The sequence below is a fragment of the Canibacter zhoujuaniae genome (genome assembly GCF_011752005.1).
Classification (GTDB): domain Bacteria; phylum Actinomycetota; class Actinomycetes; order Actinomycetales; family Microbacteriaceae; genus Canibacter; species Canibacter zhoujuaniae.
In genome coordinates this window covers 130,850-146,665 of record NZ_JAAIJZ010000002.1, presented here as the reverse complement: position 1 = coordinate 146,665, position 15,816 = coordinate 130,850, and the positions used below count along the sequence as shown (strand labels likewise).

Annotated in this window: 13 protein-coding genes and 1 tRNA gene; 1 reads left to right on the top strand and 13 read right to left on the bottom strand. The window is 55.8% G+C overall.

Translation table 11 applies throughout. The annotated features are described in order from the left end of the window. Window positions 1–160: 160 nt before the first annotated feature. From fusA to radA, 7 genes are all read right to left on the bottom strand, one after another. A complete protein-coding gene (fusA, locus tag HCR00_RS04590; protein ID WP_166985938.1) occupies window positions 161–2,275 on the bottom strand; it encodes an elongation factor G in 2,115 nt (704 codons plus the stop codon). A gap of 93 nt (window positions 2,276–2,368) precedes the next feature. Beyond that, the gene (gene rpsG / locus HCR00_RS04585; protein WP_166985941.1) at window positions 2,369–2,839 is read right to left on the bottom strand and encodes a 30S ribosomal protein S7; all 471 of its coding nucleotides are present in this window, start codon (window positions 2,837–2,839) and stop codon (window positions 2,369–2,371) included. After that, entirely contained in the window at window positions 2,839–3,213 is a 375-nt protein-coding gene (gene rpsL / locus HCR00_RS04580; protein WP_166985944.1) for a 30S ribosomal protein S12, read from the bottom strand. The genes rpsG and rpsL overlap by 1 nt, the downstream gene beginning before the upstream one ends. Window positions 3,214–3,554: 341 nt before the next feature. Next, window positions 3,555–5,561, bottom strand: coding sequence for an HtaA domain-containing protein (locus HCR00_RS04575; protein ID WP_167143189.1), 2,007 nt, complete (start codon window positions 5,559–5,561; stop codon window positions 3,555–3,557). Between the two features lie 145 nt (window positions 5,562–5,706). Beyond that, window positions 5,707–6,807 (bottom strand): lytic transglycosylase domain-containing protein, encoded by a 1,101-nt coding sequence (locus HCR00_RS04570; RefSeq protein ID WP_167143186.1) that lies wholly within the window; start codon window positions 6,805–6,807, stop codon window positions 5,707–5,709. Window positions 6,808–6,828: 21 nt separating this feature from the next. Beyond that, a complete protein-coding gene (mqo, locus tag HCR00_RS04565; protein ID WP_208317298.1) occupies window positions 6,829–8,313 on the bottom strand; it encodes a malate dehydrogenase (quinone) in 1,485 nt (494 codons plus the stop codon). A 52-nt stretch (window positions 8,314–8,365) separates the two neighbouring features. Then, window positions 8,366–9,685: a DNA repair protein RadA gene (gene radA, locus HCR00_RS04560; RefSeq protein WP_167143181.1), complete on the bottom strand. Its 1,320-nt coding sequence runs from the start codon at window positions 9,683–9,685 to the stop codon at window positions 8,366–8,368. Window positions 9,686–9,773: 88 nt separating this feature from the next. Between radA and HCR00_RS04555 the strand changes: the two genes are divergently transcribed. After that, window positions 9,774–9,864, top strand: a tRNA-Ser gene (locus tag HCR00_RS04555). A 28-nt stretch (window positions 9,865–9,892) separates the two neighbouring features. On the opposite strand, the gene nagA is transcribed toward HCR00_RS04555, so the two are convergent. The 6 genes from nagA to HCR00_RS04525 all read right to left on the bottom strand — a co-directional run bounded on the left by nagA (window position 9,893) and on the right by HCR00_RS04525 (window position 15,810). Beyond that, a complete protein-coding gene (gene nagA / locus HCR00_RS04550; protein WP_243854549.1) occupies window positions 9,893–11,146 on the bottom strand; it encodes an N-acetylglucosamine-6-phosphate deacetylase in 1,254 nt (417 codons plus the stop codon). A 9-nt stretch (window positions 11,147–11,155) separates the two neighbouring features. Beyond that, window positions 11,156–12,262: an ABC transporter ATP-binding protein gene (locus HCR00_RS04545; protein WP_166985965.1), complete on the bottom strand. Its 1,107-nt coding sequence runs from the start codon at window positions 12,260–12,262 to the stop codon at window positions 11,156–11,158. 101 nt (window positions 12,263–12,363) lie between these two features. Beyond that, window positions 12,364–13,143 (bottom strand): DeoR/GlpR family DNA-binding transcription regulator, encoded by a 780-nt coding sequence (locus tag HCR00_RS04540; RefSeq protein ID WP_166985968.1) that lies wholly within the window; start codon window positions 13,141–13,143, stop codon window positions 12,364–12,366. Beyond that, window positions 13,143–13,976, bottom strand: coding sequence for a class II fructose-bisphosphate aldolase (locus tag HCR00_RS04535; RefSeq protein WP_167143178.1), 834 nt, complete (start codon window positions 13,974–13,976; stop codon window positions 13,143–13,145). Before HCR00_RS04535 ends, HCR00_RS04540 begins: the two co-directional genes overlap by 1 nt. Window positions 13,977–13,978: 2 nt before the next feature. Then, on the bottom strand, window positions 13,979–14,899 hold the full coding sequence (locus HCR00_RS04530) for a 1-phosphofructokinase family hexose kinase (RefSeq protein ID WP_167143175.1): 921 nt from the start codon (window positions 14,897–14,899) through the stop codon (window positions 13,979–13,981). After that, window positions 14,896–15,810: an ROK family protein gene (locus HCR00_RS04525; protein ID WP_167143172.1), complete on the bottom strand. Its 915-nt coding sequence runs from the start codon at window positions 15,808–15,810 to the stop codon at window positions 14,896–14,898. Before HCR00_RS04525 ends, HCR00_RS04530 begins: the two co-directional genes overlap by 4 nt. Window positions 15,811–15,816 lie beyond the last annotated feature (6 nt).

Genomic DNA, 15,816 nt, shown 5'->3' with positions numbered 1-15,816 from the left:
CTCCTCAGGACGTCTTGTGTAGATGATCTATCGTGGGTTTACGACAGACCAGATTACAACTTTGTTTGCCTAACTATATTACTAACTCATTCTGCGTTTGGCCTAATGAGTTTGCCAGCTGGCGGCGGGTGTGTCGCCGCCAGCTGGTTTCGGGCACTATTTATGCGCCCTGAGATTTCTGGATGATCTCGTCAGCTACTGCCTTCGGAACCTCAGCGTATGAGTCGAATACCATTGAGAACACTGCACGACCGGAGGTCTTTGAACGCAGGTCACCAATGTAGCCAAACATTTCTGAAAGCGGCACCAGTGCACGCACCACCTTCACACCTGAGGCGTCTTCCATTGACTGCACCTGACCACGACGTGAGTTCAGGTCACCAATAACATCGCCCATGTATTCTTCAGGGGTGCGCACCTCAACAGCCATAACTGGCTCAAGGAGCACTGGGTTTGCCAGACGCGCAGCCTCTTTGAACGCCATTGAGCCGGCGATCTTGAAGGCCATTTCAGATGAGTCAACATCGTGGTACTGGCCGTCAAGCAGAGTAGCCTTCACGCCAACAACCGGGAAGCCTGCGAGGATACCGTACTGCATTGAGTCCTGAATACCAGCATCAACTGATGGGATGTACTCGCGTGGCACGCGACCACCGGTCACCTTATCTTCGAAGCTGTAGATGTTGTCACCCTCAACCTCGAGTGGCTCGAGAGCGATCTGCACCTTCGCGAACTGACCGGAACCACCGGTCTGCTTCTTGTGGGTGTATTCGTGCTTCTCAACCGCCTTGCGAATGGTCTCACGGTAGGCAACCTGCGGCTTACCGACGTTTGCCTCAACCTTGAATTCGCGCTTCATGCGGTCAACGATAATGTCGAGGTGCAGCTCACCCATACCCGCGATCACGGTCTGGCCGGTCTCGGCGTTCAGGCTGACGCGGAAGGTTGGATCCTCTTCCGCAAGCTTCTGAATAGCGGTTGACATCTTCTCCTGGTCGCCCTTGGTCTTTGGCTCCACAGCAACCTCAATAACTGGCTCTGGGAAGGTCATTGACTCAAGCACTACAGGGTTGCTTGGATCGCAAAGGGTGTCACCGGTGGTGGTGTCTTTCAGACCGATAACAGCGTAGATGTTACCCGCACGCAACTCGTCAACAGGGTTTTCCTTGTTCGCGTGCATCTGGAACACCTTACCGATGCGTTCCTTCTTGCTCTTGGTTGAGTTCACAACCTGTGCGCCGGAAGGTGCAACACCTGAGTAAACGCGCACATAGGTCAGGCGGCCAAAGAATGGGTGCACAGCAACCTTGAATGCCAGCGCAGAGAATGGCTCGTCAGCGGTTGGCTTCCGCTCGATGGTCTTCTCTTCGTCACGCACGTCGTGTGCCTGGATCGCACCAATGTCGAGTGGGTTAGGTAGGAAGTCAACAACTGCGTCGAGCATTGGCTGCACACCGCGGTTCTTGAAAGCAGAGCCGCAGTAAACAGGGAAGATTTCGTTCTTCACAACGAGCTTACGGATCGCACCCTTGAGCTCTTCGATGGTGAGTTCTTCACCCTCGAAGTACTTCTCGAGCAGCGCATCGTCGCTCTCTGCAACAGTCTCAACAAGCTGTGCGCGGTACTCTTCAGCTTTTGCCTTTAGATCTTCAGGAATCTCCTGGATCTCATACTCAGCACCGAGCGCAACGTCACCCTTTGCGTCACCCGGCCATACAAACGCCTGCATTGAGAGCAGGTCGACAACACCAACGAAGTCTGACTCGGCTCCGATTGGCAGCTGCATAACCAGTGGCTTTGCACCGAGGCGGCTCACGATTGTGTCTACGGTGAAGTAGAAATCAGCGCCCATCTTGTCCATCTTGTTGACGAAGCAGATGCGTGGAACTTCGTACTTATCGGCCTGGCGCCAAACAGTCTCAGACTGTGGCTCAACGCCTTCCTTACCGTCGAACACAGCAACCGCACCATCGAGAACGCGCAGTGAACGCTCTACCTCAACGGTAAAGTCAACGTGACCTGGGGTGTCAATGATATTGATCTGGTTGTTGTTCCAGAAACAGGTAACCGCAGCACTGGTAATGGTGATACCGCGCTCTTTCTCCTGCTCCATCCAGTCGGTGGTTGAAGCACCGTCGTGGGTTTCACCGAGCTTGTGGTTAACGCCGGTGTAGAAGAGGATACGTTCGGTTGTGGTGGTCTTGCCAGCATCAATGTGCGCCATGATGCCGATATTGCGGACCTTATTCAGGTCGGTGAGCACGTCTTGTGCCACGAGATCTCCTCAGATGTGAAGTTAAAAGTTTGGGGGCGGATCAGATGAGAGGTGTGGGCGCCGATTGTACCTGCGCCCACACCGAGTCTCTTCCTACCAGCGGTAGTGAGCGAACGCGCGGTTCGACTCAGCCATCTTGTGAGTGTCTTCACGACGCTTCACAGCGGCACCAAGACCGTTTGCGGCGTCGAGGATTTCGTTTGTCAAACGCTCAGTCATGGTGTGCTCGCGACGAGCCTTTGCATAACTCGTCAGCCAGCGCAGTGCCAGGGTGTTTGCGCGGTGAGGCTTGACCTCAACAGGCACCTGATAGGTGCTACCGCCAACACGGCGTGAACGAACCTCGAGAGTTGGGCGGATGTTATCCAGAGCCTTCTTCAGGACGGTAACTGCGTCCTGGTTGGTCTTTTCTGCGACAGACTCAAGCGCACCGTATACGATACGCTCTGCGAGTCCCTTTTTACCGTCGAGCAGAATCTTGTTAACCAGCTGGCTAACTACTGGTGAACCGTAAACCGGATCGGCTACTACCGGACGCTTTGGAGCAGGGCCTTTACGTGGCATTACTTCTTCTCCTTCTTTGCGCCGTAGTGGCTGCGGGCCTGCTGACGACCCTTAACTGCCTGGGTGTCAAGGGCGCCGCGCACGATACGGTAACGAACACCTGGAAGATCCTTCACACGGCCGCCGCGCACGAGCACCATTGAGTGCTCCTGCAGGTTGTGGCCTTCGCCCGGAATGTAGGCGGTGACCTCAGTGCCGTTTGAAAGCTTTACACGAGCTACTTTACGCATAGCTGAGTTTGGCTTCTTTGGTGTGGTGGTGTAAACACGGGTGCATACGCCACGCTGCTGAGGGTTCGCTTTCAGCGCAGGAGCCTTGGTCTTAGCGACCTTCGGCTTGCGACCTTTGCGAACCAGCTGCTGAATAGTAGGCAACTTGTTCTCCTAATTAGTGCTGCACGGTGACAGCGATGCTGTAAATGGTTTCAGCGGTGTTATGTCTTGCATAACGACCTGCCGCACCCACGGGGTGCTGGTGCAGGTATGCCGTGGGGGTGTGTGGCTTTTGCCGCAGTGACCCTGATGACCCTTTTTATAGGCGCTGCAAGCAACGCATATAAGGTGGGGCACACCAATAAACAATATTACGCGGAAACTTATATATTTAGCAAACGTGCGACACTTCTTGTGGGGCGCAGCTCGTGTCTGCGATCCGCCGGTAAAAAGAAAACAGCCCCGCGGTAAAACCCGCAGGGCTGTTTACCCTTTAGTGCGTGTTAGGCGTTGCGTCGCGACCGTAGCGCTGCAGCACCGGTAAGCACAGCTGCAAGACCGATTCCTGCAAGCAACAACGGAGCTTCAGCACCGGTTTTTGCAAGCACCTTCTTAGCCTGTACTGCTGCGCCAGAGTTGGCGTTAACTGCAGCTAGCACATCAGCGCTTGTTGACGGTGTGATTGGAACAAAAACTGTGAAGGGCAGGTCTACCGCTGTGTCCCCCTGCAGCACACGAACATTGTGGGCACCCGCTGTCGCATTTGCAGGAACCGCTGCGGTGAATGAGAAGGCACCAGCAGCATCCGTGATCACTGTGCCGAGCTGCACAGGATCTGAGTGGAACTCAAAAGCTACCTCTGCGTTAGGCGCAAAGTTGCTGCCGGTAACGATGAAGCTCTCACCAGCCTTGCCAGCCTGCTTGTTCAGCGCTGCGGCAGGTGCCACCGGTGCTGGATCAGTCTCCCCAGCAGGGTCGGTCTCCGGCGCAGGAACAGTACCTTCAGCAGGATCAGTGCCTTGCGCAGGATCAGTATCTCCAGCAGGATCCGCACCTTGCGCAGGATCAGTCTCTGTTGCAGGGTCAGTCTCCGGCGCTGGAGCAGGCTCCGGCGCGGCCTTTGCGGTCACGTTGACAGTAGCGGTTGCTGACTTTGCTGCGCTAGCCTGTGCCGCAGTCAGTGTCTGGGCACCTGCAGCAGCATCTTCAGGCAGAGCCACGTTGAAGGTTGTGTTTCCGGTAGCGTCTGCGACTGCGGTGCCGAGGGTCTTATCGCCGAGCTTCAGCACAGCCTCTTCACCCGCTTTAAAGAACTGACCCTTTACCACTACGCTGTCGCCAGCTTTAGCAGCGGCAGGTTCAACAGCGAGGGTTGGGGCAGCAAAACTTACAGGGGTGAAGGTTTCAAATGCAGGGTAGCTAGCCCCGCCGCCAGGGTAGGTTACGATGCCCCAGTGCTTACCCTCAGCAAGGGCACCCTCTTTGAGAGTAAGGGTTGCTGAAAAAGTGCCGTCTGGGTTGAGGGTGTGAGCGCCGCTTGCCACACCACCAACCATCGGGTGCGATTCTTCAGGCAGCAGCCACTTCAGGGCGTTGCGATCGTTCACGCGTGCGCTAGCTGGAGCACCTTCTGACGGCTTCCAGGTGTCTGCATACTGGCCAAAAGCAAGGTAAGCGCCAGTGAACTTACCCGCGAGCGGCGGGCGGCCGCCGGTAGTTGCAGGGTCGTTTGGCAGGAAGCCGGTGCCGGTAATAGTAACCTCAGCACCGTTTGGGTTGAGGTTTGTAAGATCCGCCGGTGAAACGCTCACGGTTGGAGCAGGGAGCTCCGCTGCTGGGCATGTGACAGCCGCAACGGTTTTACCGGCGCTGAAATTAAGGTCGGCAGCTGGTTGCCCACTGTAGCCAGCAAGGGCGTCTGGGCCAGCTTCCTGAGTGAAGATGCCCTTAACATTCTTAAAGTTGGTGAAGTTATCAGTGTTTTCGGCGGTAACCCCGGTCAGGTTTACAAACGCACGGCGCACTACGGTGAACGCTGAGGTGCCGGTTTCACTGGTTTCAAGGGTCAAAACGCCAGTGCCGTCGCCGTTAACGGTGATCTGAGGGTTCTGGATCACAACATCTGCCGCGCCGTGGTGCCCGGTGTAGCGTGCGCCACCGGTGAACGCGATAATTCCTTTACCGGTGTTCGCATCAAAGGTTGAGGCAGCCTTGTCTTGCTTGTAGGTGATAACACCATCAGCAGCCCTAGTAGCACCACCGTGCGGGGTCACAACCCACCCAGCGAATGGCATGGCAAGGTATCGGTTCCAACTGTCACGGAATGCCCACTGCAGATCACCGACAGTGTTTACCTCCTCAACAGGGGTGCAAGCCTCCGCTGCTTGCGCAGGGCTTGGGGCGGCAATCGCAGGGGCGACTGCAAGACCACCGAAGGCGAGGGTTGCAGCAGCAGCGTATGCTAAGCCCCCAAGAAAGCCGCCGTTACGGCGCTTATCGCTTGAGTTCATGTTTCATCCTTCAAGGTTTACGGGGCAACGCCCCTCGACTGCACTGGTCTACGTGCAATGTTCATCATACCTTTTTCATCTGATGATTTAAAGCTGAACTGTCACAATGTTAAAAACGCGTTAACATTGCGGCTCAGGGCTAGCGCTAATATCCGCTCAACTCCAGGTAACGGGTAGCTTCAGCAACAACCGCATTGTTGTATTGCACATTCGGGTTGTATGCACGAATTGCAGCAATATACCCCGCCTCAGTAGAGAGATCGCCGCCCTCGGTGCACAGCAGTGTTGCCGCGCTTAAGGCAGCGTCATGCACGTTATCTATGTCGGCTTTACCGTCACCGTTTGCATCACGCTTGTAGTGCTCCCAAGTGCTCGGGATAAACTGCATCGGCCCGACAGCGTGATCCCATACGGTGTCATTGTCATAGAGGCCGTGATCAGTGTCCGGAGTTGCGAGATAGTGCTTTCCGTCTAGCGGTTGCCCGATAATACGCGGTCTAACACGCCCATCCTCGTCTAAGCTTGCGCCGTTTATTGTGCCGTGATTTGATTCAACAGATCCGATAGCGGCGATAGTGTTCCAGCCGATATTGCAGCTCGGAAACTCCTGTTTGACAGTCAATTCTGCCGCGGCATAAGCGGCAAGAGCCTGCCGTGGGATGCCAACTTTTTCTGCGGTAGCGGTCAGCCATGTCTCATCTGCGACAAGCGCCGTAAACGGCTCGACATCGCTAACAGAGGCGGCATCCTGCGCATCCTTGTCTGCATCAGCGGTCAAAGGCACCGCGTTTTCGCTCAGCTCCGCGGAGTCTTCACCCTCTGCGGCTTCGTCTGCAACTGCAGCAGCACCAGAGTCTGCTTCTTCACTACCGTCTTCGTTTAAGAGACCGACTACAGCGATGCCGTTTGCGATCAGCAGGGTAAAGGCAATAACCAGCACAACCGCCGTAAAAATACGACGCATACCCGCGGTTGCAAAATCTCTTGGCGGGCGCGCATAGTAATTCAGCGTCTCAATTGGTGCGGTCTGCTCAGTAAAGAGTTTTTCGCCACCGGTGAGCTCAGCAAAAACATCTTCGGTCGCCCGAGTGTCTTCAGCTGCACGCTCTTGACGGCGCTGCTCGTTATGTGCGGTGTCTGACTCTTCCCAATCTTTGCGACTCAACCGCAGATCACGAAAACGATTCTCGAGCCACGACTGCTTACCTCGATCAGGCGCGCCTGATTCTGAGTCTAATTCAGACATTATTTGGGGGAACTTCCTAGATTAAACTTCGAGCTTCAGAGTTTTCGCGGTGCTGTCGAGAGTGGCCTGCGCAAGATCCGCATCTGAATTAATGTTTTTACCGTATGACGGCACAGATTCAGCGATCTTAGCAGCCCACTTTCCGTGAAACTCCTCAGGGAAGCAGCGCTCAAGCAAATTCAGCATCGCATACACGGCTGTTGAAGCGCCCGGTGAAGCTCCCAGCAGACCAGCGATCGAGCCCTCAGCGTTAGCTACTATCTCTGTGCCGAACTGCAGAACACCACCCTTTTCAGGATCCTTCTTCATAATTTGGACACGCTGACCGGCGGTAACCATTTCCCAATCATCAGCGTCGGCGGCGGGGAAATACTCGCGCAGTGTTTCAATTTGCGCTTGCTTGGTGGCGCTGAGCTCTTTTAACAAATACTTTTCAAGCGACCACTGCGTGAGACCAACTTTCATCATTGGCCCGAGGTTGTGCGGGCGGATAGATTGGAATAGCGCACCGTAACCTCCGTGTTTTAGGAAGTTGGTGCTAAAGCCGGCATAGGGGCCAAACAAAAGCTCTTCTTTACCGTCAATGATACGGGTGTCAAGGTGTGGCACAGACATTGGAGGCGCACCAACTTTTGCCTTACCGTAGACCTTCGCATGATGCTGCTTGATCACTTCTTGGTTTTTGCACCGCAAGAACTTACCACTGATCGGGAAACCACCGTAGCCCTTGATCTCAGGGATTTTTGCTGACTGCAACAGCAGCAGCGCACTGCCGCCAGCGCCGACAAAAACGAATTTAGCGTTTACGGTTTTTGACTGTGAACGCTGCTGATCTGTAATCTGCAACTTCCACGTGCCGTCGTCGTTCTGCGAAATCTTAGTTACAACGTTATTGGTAAAAACAGCCGCATTTTCTTTTTCAAGATTGCCAACGAGCTGCCTGGTCACTTCACCGAAGTTAACGTCGGTTCCAGTGCGTGAGCGAGTGGCCGCAACTTTTTGTGACTTATCGCGACGGTCAATGAGCAGCGGTGCCCATTCTGCAATAACTGCCGGGTCTTCGGTGTACTCCATATCGGAGAAGAGCGGCTCATTTTTCAGTGTTTCATAGCGGCGACGCAGATAGTCGACGTCTTTTTCACCTTCTACAAAGGTGAGGTGCGGAACGGCTGTAATAAACTCTTCCGGCGCGCTCAGCACGCCCCGCTCAACCAGCTGAGACCACCACTCGCGCGACATCACAAACTGCTGATTAATGTCGATCGCTTTCGCCGATGACAGTGAGCCGTCAGCACCTTCGGGCATGTAATTAAGCTCGCAGAGGGCCGCGTGACCTGTGCCGGCATTGTTCCACGCATTTGAGCTTTCTGTTGCAACCTCTGATTGTGATTCAAAGAGGGCAATAGACCAAGATGGCTCAAGATCGTTAATAAAGGTGCCCAATGTGGCGCTCATAATGCCGCCACCAACAAGTGCTACGTCAAGTATCTCTTTAGTCACGGTCATAATTCTACTCTGCTCATAAAACCTAAATTAACCCACACAGCTACAACGATATCTAAGCGTTAAATGCTATTTCGCTAGCCCGCTTAAGCGACTTCACAGAATCATTTAAATATCGCTCATAACCCAAGCGTTTGGCTTCCTTCTGGCGTTGCGCACCCGCGACGACGGATCGCACCTCACCCGCGAGCGTGAGCTCACCGGCCACCGCTAAAGCTCTTGGCAGGGGTTTATTTTTTGCGGCACTAATAATCGCTAGCGCAATAGCGAGATCTGCGCCCGGCTCAACCAAACGCACACCACCGACGGTGGAGACGTACACATCTGCGTCGTGCAAACGCACACCCGCTCGTCTTTCGAGGACCGCAAGGATCATCGCCACCCGTGCCGCATCAACACCGCTTGTAACACGCCGTGGGTTCGGGGTTGAAGTTGGAGCAACCAAGGCCTGCACTTCAACCGGGAGCACTCTGCGCCCCTCTACCGCCATCACAACACAGGTGCCGCTCACCGGCTCATCCCCTGAGCTTAAGAACAGTCTTGAGGGGTCTGCGACTTCGGCGATGCCCTCTTGCACCATTTCGAAGCACCCAACCTCGTCGGTCGGCCCGAAACGGTTTTTCAGTGTGCGCAAAAAACGCAATGCGCTCTGCCGGTCACCCTCAAAATGACACACAACATCTACCAGATGCTCAAGGGTGCGCGGCCCTGCAACGTTGCCCTCCTTGGTGACATGCCCAACGAGCATGAGCGGCATGTTGCGGGATTTTGCCGCGCGCACAAGGGTTGACGCAACCTCACGCACCTGCGCCGGGCCACCAACTATGCCGTCAATTTCTGGTGCTGCGATAGTCTGCACTGAATCAACAATCAGAAAATCTGGGTCAACCGCTTCAATATGCCCAAGCACCGCACCCAGGTCAGTGTCGGAGGCCAGGTACAGTGTTTCTTCCACAGCCCCTGTGCGCTCAGCCCGCATTTTAATCTGCCCTGTTGATTCTTCACCGGACACATAAAGCACCCGCGCCCCCTGCGCCGCAACTTTTGCCGCTGCCTGTAGCAGCAGGGTCGATTTGCCAACACCCGGCTCACCAGAGAAGAGGATCGCAACACCCGGCACACACCCGCCGCCGAGCACGCGGTCGAGCTCTGCGATACCCGTCGGTAAATATGCGGTTAGAGCCGCCTTTAGCTCAGTCACTGGCAGTGCCGGAGTCGTCGGGGTCGTCGCCCCGCCTGAGCGCAAACCCGCTGATTTCACAACAGCAACCTGCTCAAGAGTGCTCCACTGGCCGCACCCACCGCAGCGACCCACCCATTTCAAGGATCGCCACCCACACTCTGCACAGCGATAGTCACCAGTATTTTTCACCATACGACAACCCTACGTGGTGGGACTATGATTTTATATCGCTGTTAACTCGTTTCAGTCTGATATTTGATCCTGCTAGAATCAAAGTTCTGGTGACGTGTCCGAGCGGCCGAAGGTGCGACTCTCGAAAAGTCGTGTGCGGTAACCCCGCACCGTGGGTTCAAATCCCACCGTCACCGCCATTTACTGTGACCGGTTAAGGCAGCGGCGTTAGCTCGTCAGTTGGGTGCCTGAGACCCACGTCTCAAGCACCTCTAAGCTGTCATTCAAAACGACAAAATCTGCCACGTAGCCGGACTGTAAAGAGCCGTGCGTTGCCGCCGCGCCAATTGCACGCGCTGGGATCGCAGTTGCCGCAGCTATCGCTTCAGCAAGCGGCCAACCCGAGGCAACAGCAACCTGCACCGCACGCTCCATCGTCAGTGTTGAGCCGGCGATTGATCCGAGCGTGCCATCTTCACGCACCAGACGCGGCAGACCGTCAACAACCGCAACCGCCAGCTCGCCGATTTGTGCAGGGCCGTCCGGCATGCCAGCAGCTGACATCGCATCAGTAATCAACGCCACCCTGCCGGCAGCCTGTTCGTGCAGCAGCTGTATCATCCTGGGGTGCACGTGATGCCCGTCTGCAATCACTTCGAGCACCACCTCGTGAGCATCAAAGGCAGCCGCGACAGGGCCCGGAGCACGGTGCTGCAGCCCGTTCATCCCGTTAAAGGCGTGGGTTAGAATGCTAGCTCCGGCAGCAAAAGCACCCGCAGCAGTGGCAAAATCGCAGTCAGTATGGCCGACCGCAACACGAACACCCGCTTCTTGCAACACTGCAATAGCCTGCTCACTGTGCGCTAGCTCAGGCGCTAATGTCACCTGCCGCAGCCAACCACCAGCTGCTTTCAGCAAGCGCTCCACATGCTCAGGATTCGGCGCTATCAAAAGGTTCGGATCGTGCGCGCCGCACTTTTGCACAGCTAAGAAGGGCCCCTCAAGATGGATTCCCAAAAAATGCGGATCGGTTTCACAAAGCTCTGCAGCAGCCATACAGCGCGCCTCAAGGGAGGCAACATCGGCGGTCACCAAAGACAAAATCTGCCTGGTTGTGCCGTGCTGCTGGTGCACTCGCTTAGCCGCAGCCACAGCCGCAAAACCGTCAGCTTCGCTGATCTGATCAAAAGCATACCCGCCAGCGCCGTGGCAGTGAATATCAATATACCCGGGCGCAATGATGCGATCCGAATAGTCGAGCACAGGCAGGTCTGCCGCGGCCCCACCGTCGGGCAGCTCAGCCGGTAGCGGGCCCGATCCGCAAGCAAGCACCCGCCCGTCTGCAACAGCAAACCAGCCATCTGTGAGCGGAGCAACACCAGCCACACCGTAGAGAGACTGCGCTCGCACTATGAACTTTGAGTATCCACTCTTATGCGCCACTGTTACACGATCCTGTTCCTGCCACGACAGCCTCTCCACGGTTGCACCTTAGACGATACGTGTTTCAGTTTCCTTATCAAAAAGATGCACGTGCGCAGGGTTGGGAAGCACGTAGACAACATCGCCGGTCTTTGGGTGGGTGCGACCGTCAACACGGGCCACCACTTGCTTATGCTTGTCAGAGGCACCGATGCCGTCAGCGTATGCATCAGATTCAGCTTCGATTGAGCCGTAAAGATAACCGTCAGCGCCGAGCTCTTCAACGAGATTTACGCGCACACGCAAACCCGGTTTTTCGGTGCTCACAATGAGATCCTCCGGGCGCACACCAACAAATACGCTGTCACGGTTGCCAATTTGCTCAGCCGCGACCGGGTGCACATGATCGCCGAAAGCAACTCCCCCGTTTGTGAACGGCAGATCAAGCAGGTTCATCGCTGGGCTGCCGATGAAACCAGCAACAAACATGTTTACTGGGTTTTCGTAGAGATCACGCGGTGTGCCCACCTGCTGCAGCACGCCATCTTTCAAAACCGCAATACGGTCACCCATCGTCAAGGCCTCAGTTTGATCGTGCGTGACATACACAGTGGTCACGCCGAGACGCCGCTGGAGCGACGCAATCTGTGTGCGGGTCTGCACACGCAGCTTCGCATCCAGGTTTGAAAGCGGTTCGTCCATCAGGAACACCTGTGGCTCACGCACGATTGCGCGCCCCATCGCGACACGCTGACGCTGACCGCCAGAGAGCGCCTTTGGTTTGCGGTCAAGATACGGAGTGAGATCGAGCAGCTCAGCCGCCTCCCGCACACGGCGATCACGCTCTTCTTTTGAAACTCCAGCAATCTTCAGCGCGAAAGCCATATTTTCAGCCACGCTCATGTGCGGATAGAGCGCATAGTTCTGAAACACCATCGCAATATCACGGTCTTTTGGTGAGAGCTCGGTGACATCTTTATCACCTATCAGAATGCGACCCTGTGACACCTCTTCCAGACCGGCGAGCATGCGCAGCGTGGTTGACTTACCGCAGCCCGATGGCCCAACCAAAACCAGGAATTCACCATCTGCGATCTCTAAATTAAAGTTATCTACCGCAGGATGCTCGCCACCGGGGTAAATCCGTGTAGCGCCATCGAAGGTTACTGTTGCCATTTTTACTCCTAAAACACCGGCAGGTACGTGCCGGACGATCCGTTGTGTTTCGTGATTACCATATTCAATTGGAAGTTTAGAGGTTGCTTAACTATATCCAACTATGCGACCTGCACGATAAAATCCTCCACGCCAAGATCCTGCAGGATCTTGGCATCGCCGTTGCCATCTGTCACAACACCGGTGAACTGCTTCAGCTCCCCGATTACAGCAAATGAGCGCTGCCCGAGTTTAGAACTGTCACAAACGACCCAACTCTCGCTAGCGCGCTCCGCCATTAACCGGTTAATCGGCGCCTCGGGTGCCGCGCTCACCGTTGCACCAAGCAGAGGATCCAGACCGTTCACTCCAATAAACGCCTGATCAAGCGTGATCTGCCGCAAAATTAATTCTGAAAACGGGCCAGACAGCTCATAGGATCCCTGCCGCACCATCCCGCCAGACACCACAACCCGAATATAGGGTCTAATGACAAGCGCCTGCGCAATATTTATTGCGTTTGTAACAACTGTCAAACCTGCGTCGGTGAACCGTTCATCTGCTCCCAACAAGCGCGCCATCGCACTGGTTGTGCGCCCACCGGAAAGCCCAATACTGGTGCCGGGCTGCACTAGTTTTACCGCCGCTGCGGCAACAGCTTCGATATTTGCGGCCTGGCCGCCTTCCGGAGTGCGGCTCGAGAGTCGGTAGTCTACCGCCCCTAATTTTGTTGCCCCGCCGTGCGTGCGGGCAAGCAACCGGCGCTCCTGCAGTGAGTCAAGATCACGCCGCACGGTGGCGGGTGACACACCCAGCGCCGCAACAATTTCTTCAACTGTGACGTTGCCGTGCTGCGAGAGTAATTTTAGGATCCCATTTAGGCGATCTTCACGGCTAGTCATCAGCCCGCAATTATCTGCGCCAGACGCGCCGCCTCTGCTGTTAACGCTTTGCGGCCTGCATCGATATATTTCCTTGAATCAACCACCGTCGGGTTATCCTGCAGAAACTCACGCACACCGGCGGTAAAGAGTTTTACCAGCTGCGTTGAAACATTGATTTTCGTCATCCCTGACCTAACACCCGCAGCAATTTCGCTGTCCGGCAGACCGCTGGAGCCGTGCAAAACAAGCGGTACGGGCACCGCCTGCCGCAGCCTCACGATTAACTCATGGTCGAGAGCCGCAGTGCGATCAACCATTGCGTGTGAGCTTCCCACGGCAACAGCGAGCGCGTCAACGCCTGTTGCGGTAGCAAATTCACGTGCTTCTTGCGGATCAGTGCGCACACCCGGAGCATGAGCACCGTCTTTTCCGCCAATCTCACCGAGTTCTGCCTCAACCGCCACGCCACGCTCGTGCGCATATGCCACAACCGCTTGGGTTTGGGCGACATTTTCAGCGTAAGGGAGGTGAGCGCCGTCATACATCACCGATCCGAACCCAAGATCGATCGCCGCCTTGCACAGTTCAGTGTTTGTTGCGTGATCCAAATGCACCGCCAAATTGCCGGATGAGCGTCTAGCGATCTCTAAAGTTGCGAGCGCGATAGGCGAAAACTCGCCGTGGTATTTTGCGCAGTTTTCACTTATCTGCAGGATCAGAGGAATTCCGGTATCTGCAGCCACTGTGGCAAGCGCTTCAGCTGTTTCAATGTGAATCACATTAAAAGCTGGCAGTCCCTTATTAGCGGCGGTTGCTTCTGCGAGCAGATCAAAGGTAGAGCGCAGAGTCATATTTAATGGCTTTCTAGCTGATTGAGAATAATTTTTTCGGTCAGTTGTGCATCGTGAACAATTTCACCGGCGACTTCAGCCAGCACAGCTCCCGCCGACCAGGCAACTGCGTCTTTGAGCATTGCAACGGCGTCCGGTGAGTCGGATTCAGCAAAGTGTTTGGCGATTGCGGCAACCGCAGCATCCCCTGCCCCGGTTGTGTTTCCAACCAGTGGTTCTGGCAGGCGGCCAGCCAGCGGCGAGTGGCCCGCGGTGAAGAGCACCATTCCTTTTTCGCCGAGTGATGCAACCACGCATTTCGCGCCGAGGTTGAGCAGATGCTCTGCTGCTTCGCGCGGATCCGCAATATTTGTTGCATTAAGCAGCTCACTGAGATTTGGTTTGACAACATCGGCTCCGGCCGCGCAGGCTGCCAGCAGTGCCTCCCCCGCAGCATCTACGATGGTGCGCACACCAACTGCTTTGCAGGCGCTGATGAGTTTTGGAATGAAATCACCCGGGGTGCCCTGCGGCAGGGATCCGCTGCACACAAGCACTCGAGCGCCGGGCAGGGCTCCGGTTATAACAGATTCGAGCGCACCCCATTCTGAACTAGAGAGCGCAGGGCCTTCCTCATTAATGTTTGTTGTATCGTCATCGGTCACAATTGCGATTGTGCGACGGGTTTCTGCAGCAATCGGAACAACGTCGGTGTCGATACCTGCGGCAGAGAGTAGGTCGTAGATCGCTAGGCCACGCCGGCCACCAAGGGGAGCTATCGCCCGCACCGGCTGCCCCTCACCGTGCAGAATACGGGCAACGTTTAGACCCTTACCGCCGGCGCGTTCTAAAGCTGGGGCTGCGCGATGACTTTCGCCAAACTGTAGTGCATCGAGGCGGTAGGTGAGATCGAGCGCCGGATTTGGTGTCAGTGTGATAATCATTGTTTTGTAATCTCTCTGGCTCGCAACAGTGAGCCGATAATTCCAGCTTTTGCACCTAGGCTAGCGAGAATTATCTCAGGAAGCTTGGTAACGGTGGTGCGCTGTCGCACTTTTTCCTGCAGCGGAACTATGAGATTGTCACCGGCCTGCGCTAAGCCGCCACCGATAACCACCCGTTCAACTCCAAGCAGCCCTGCTGTGATTTGGATCCCCTGGGAGAGTGCGTCTAACGCGCTCTCCCAAACCTCAGCGGCTTGCGGATCCCCCTGTTGCATGCGCTCTAACACCTCACGGGCACCGGGCACTGTGTTACCCGAGAGCTCGCTGTAGCGGCGGGCAATTGCGGCTGCGCTTGCAATTGTTTCTAGACAGCCCAGAGCGCCGCACCCGCAGGCGGGGCCGTCAGCTATTTGCACATGCCCCAACTCGCCCGCCCAACCGCGGCTGGTGACCGGCTCTCCTGCGATTATGAGCGCAGCGGCAATACCTGTGCCAACGGTTATCACCGCGCTGCTGTCAACTCCTTTGGCAGCGCCGAAAACGTGCTCGGCATAACCGGCGGTAGCGACGTCGTGCCCGAAAAACACAGGCAGCTGCAGGCGTGTCTGAAGCAGCTGGCGAAAGGGCACATCACGGTAGCCGAGGTTAACCGAACTGTGAGCGATACCGCTTGCAGAGTCTACGATGCCCGGCACAACCATTGAAAATCCGCGTGCCTCAGGCACCTGCTGCAGGGTTTCGGCGGCAAGTTCAATGATCGCCTCAGCACCGCCTGCAACAGGTGTTGGGACGGTTTGCAGCTCGTGCAGACTGCCCTCAGCATCGACCCAGCCACGCTTCACATCGGTGCCACCCACATCAAATGCGAGCACAACCGGGCCTTGGCCGAAGAGCCTCTCACGAGCTGCCACCGCTAC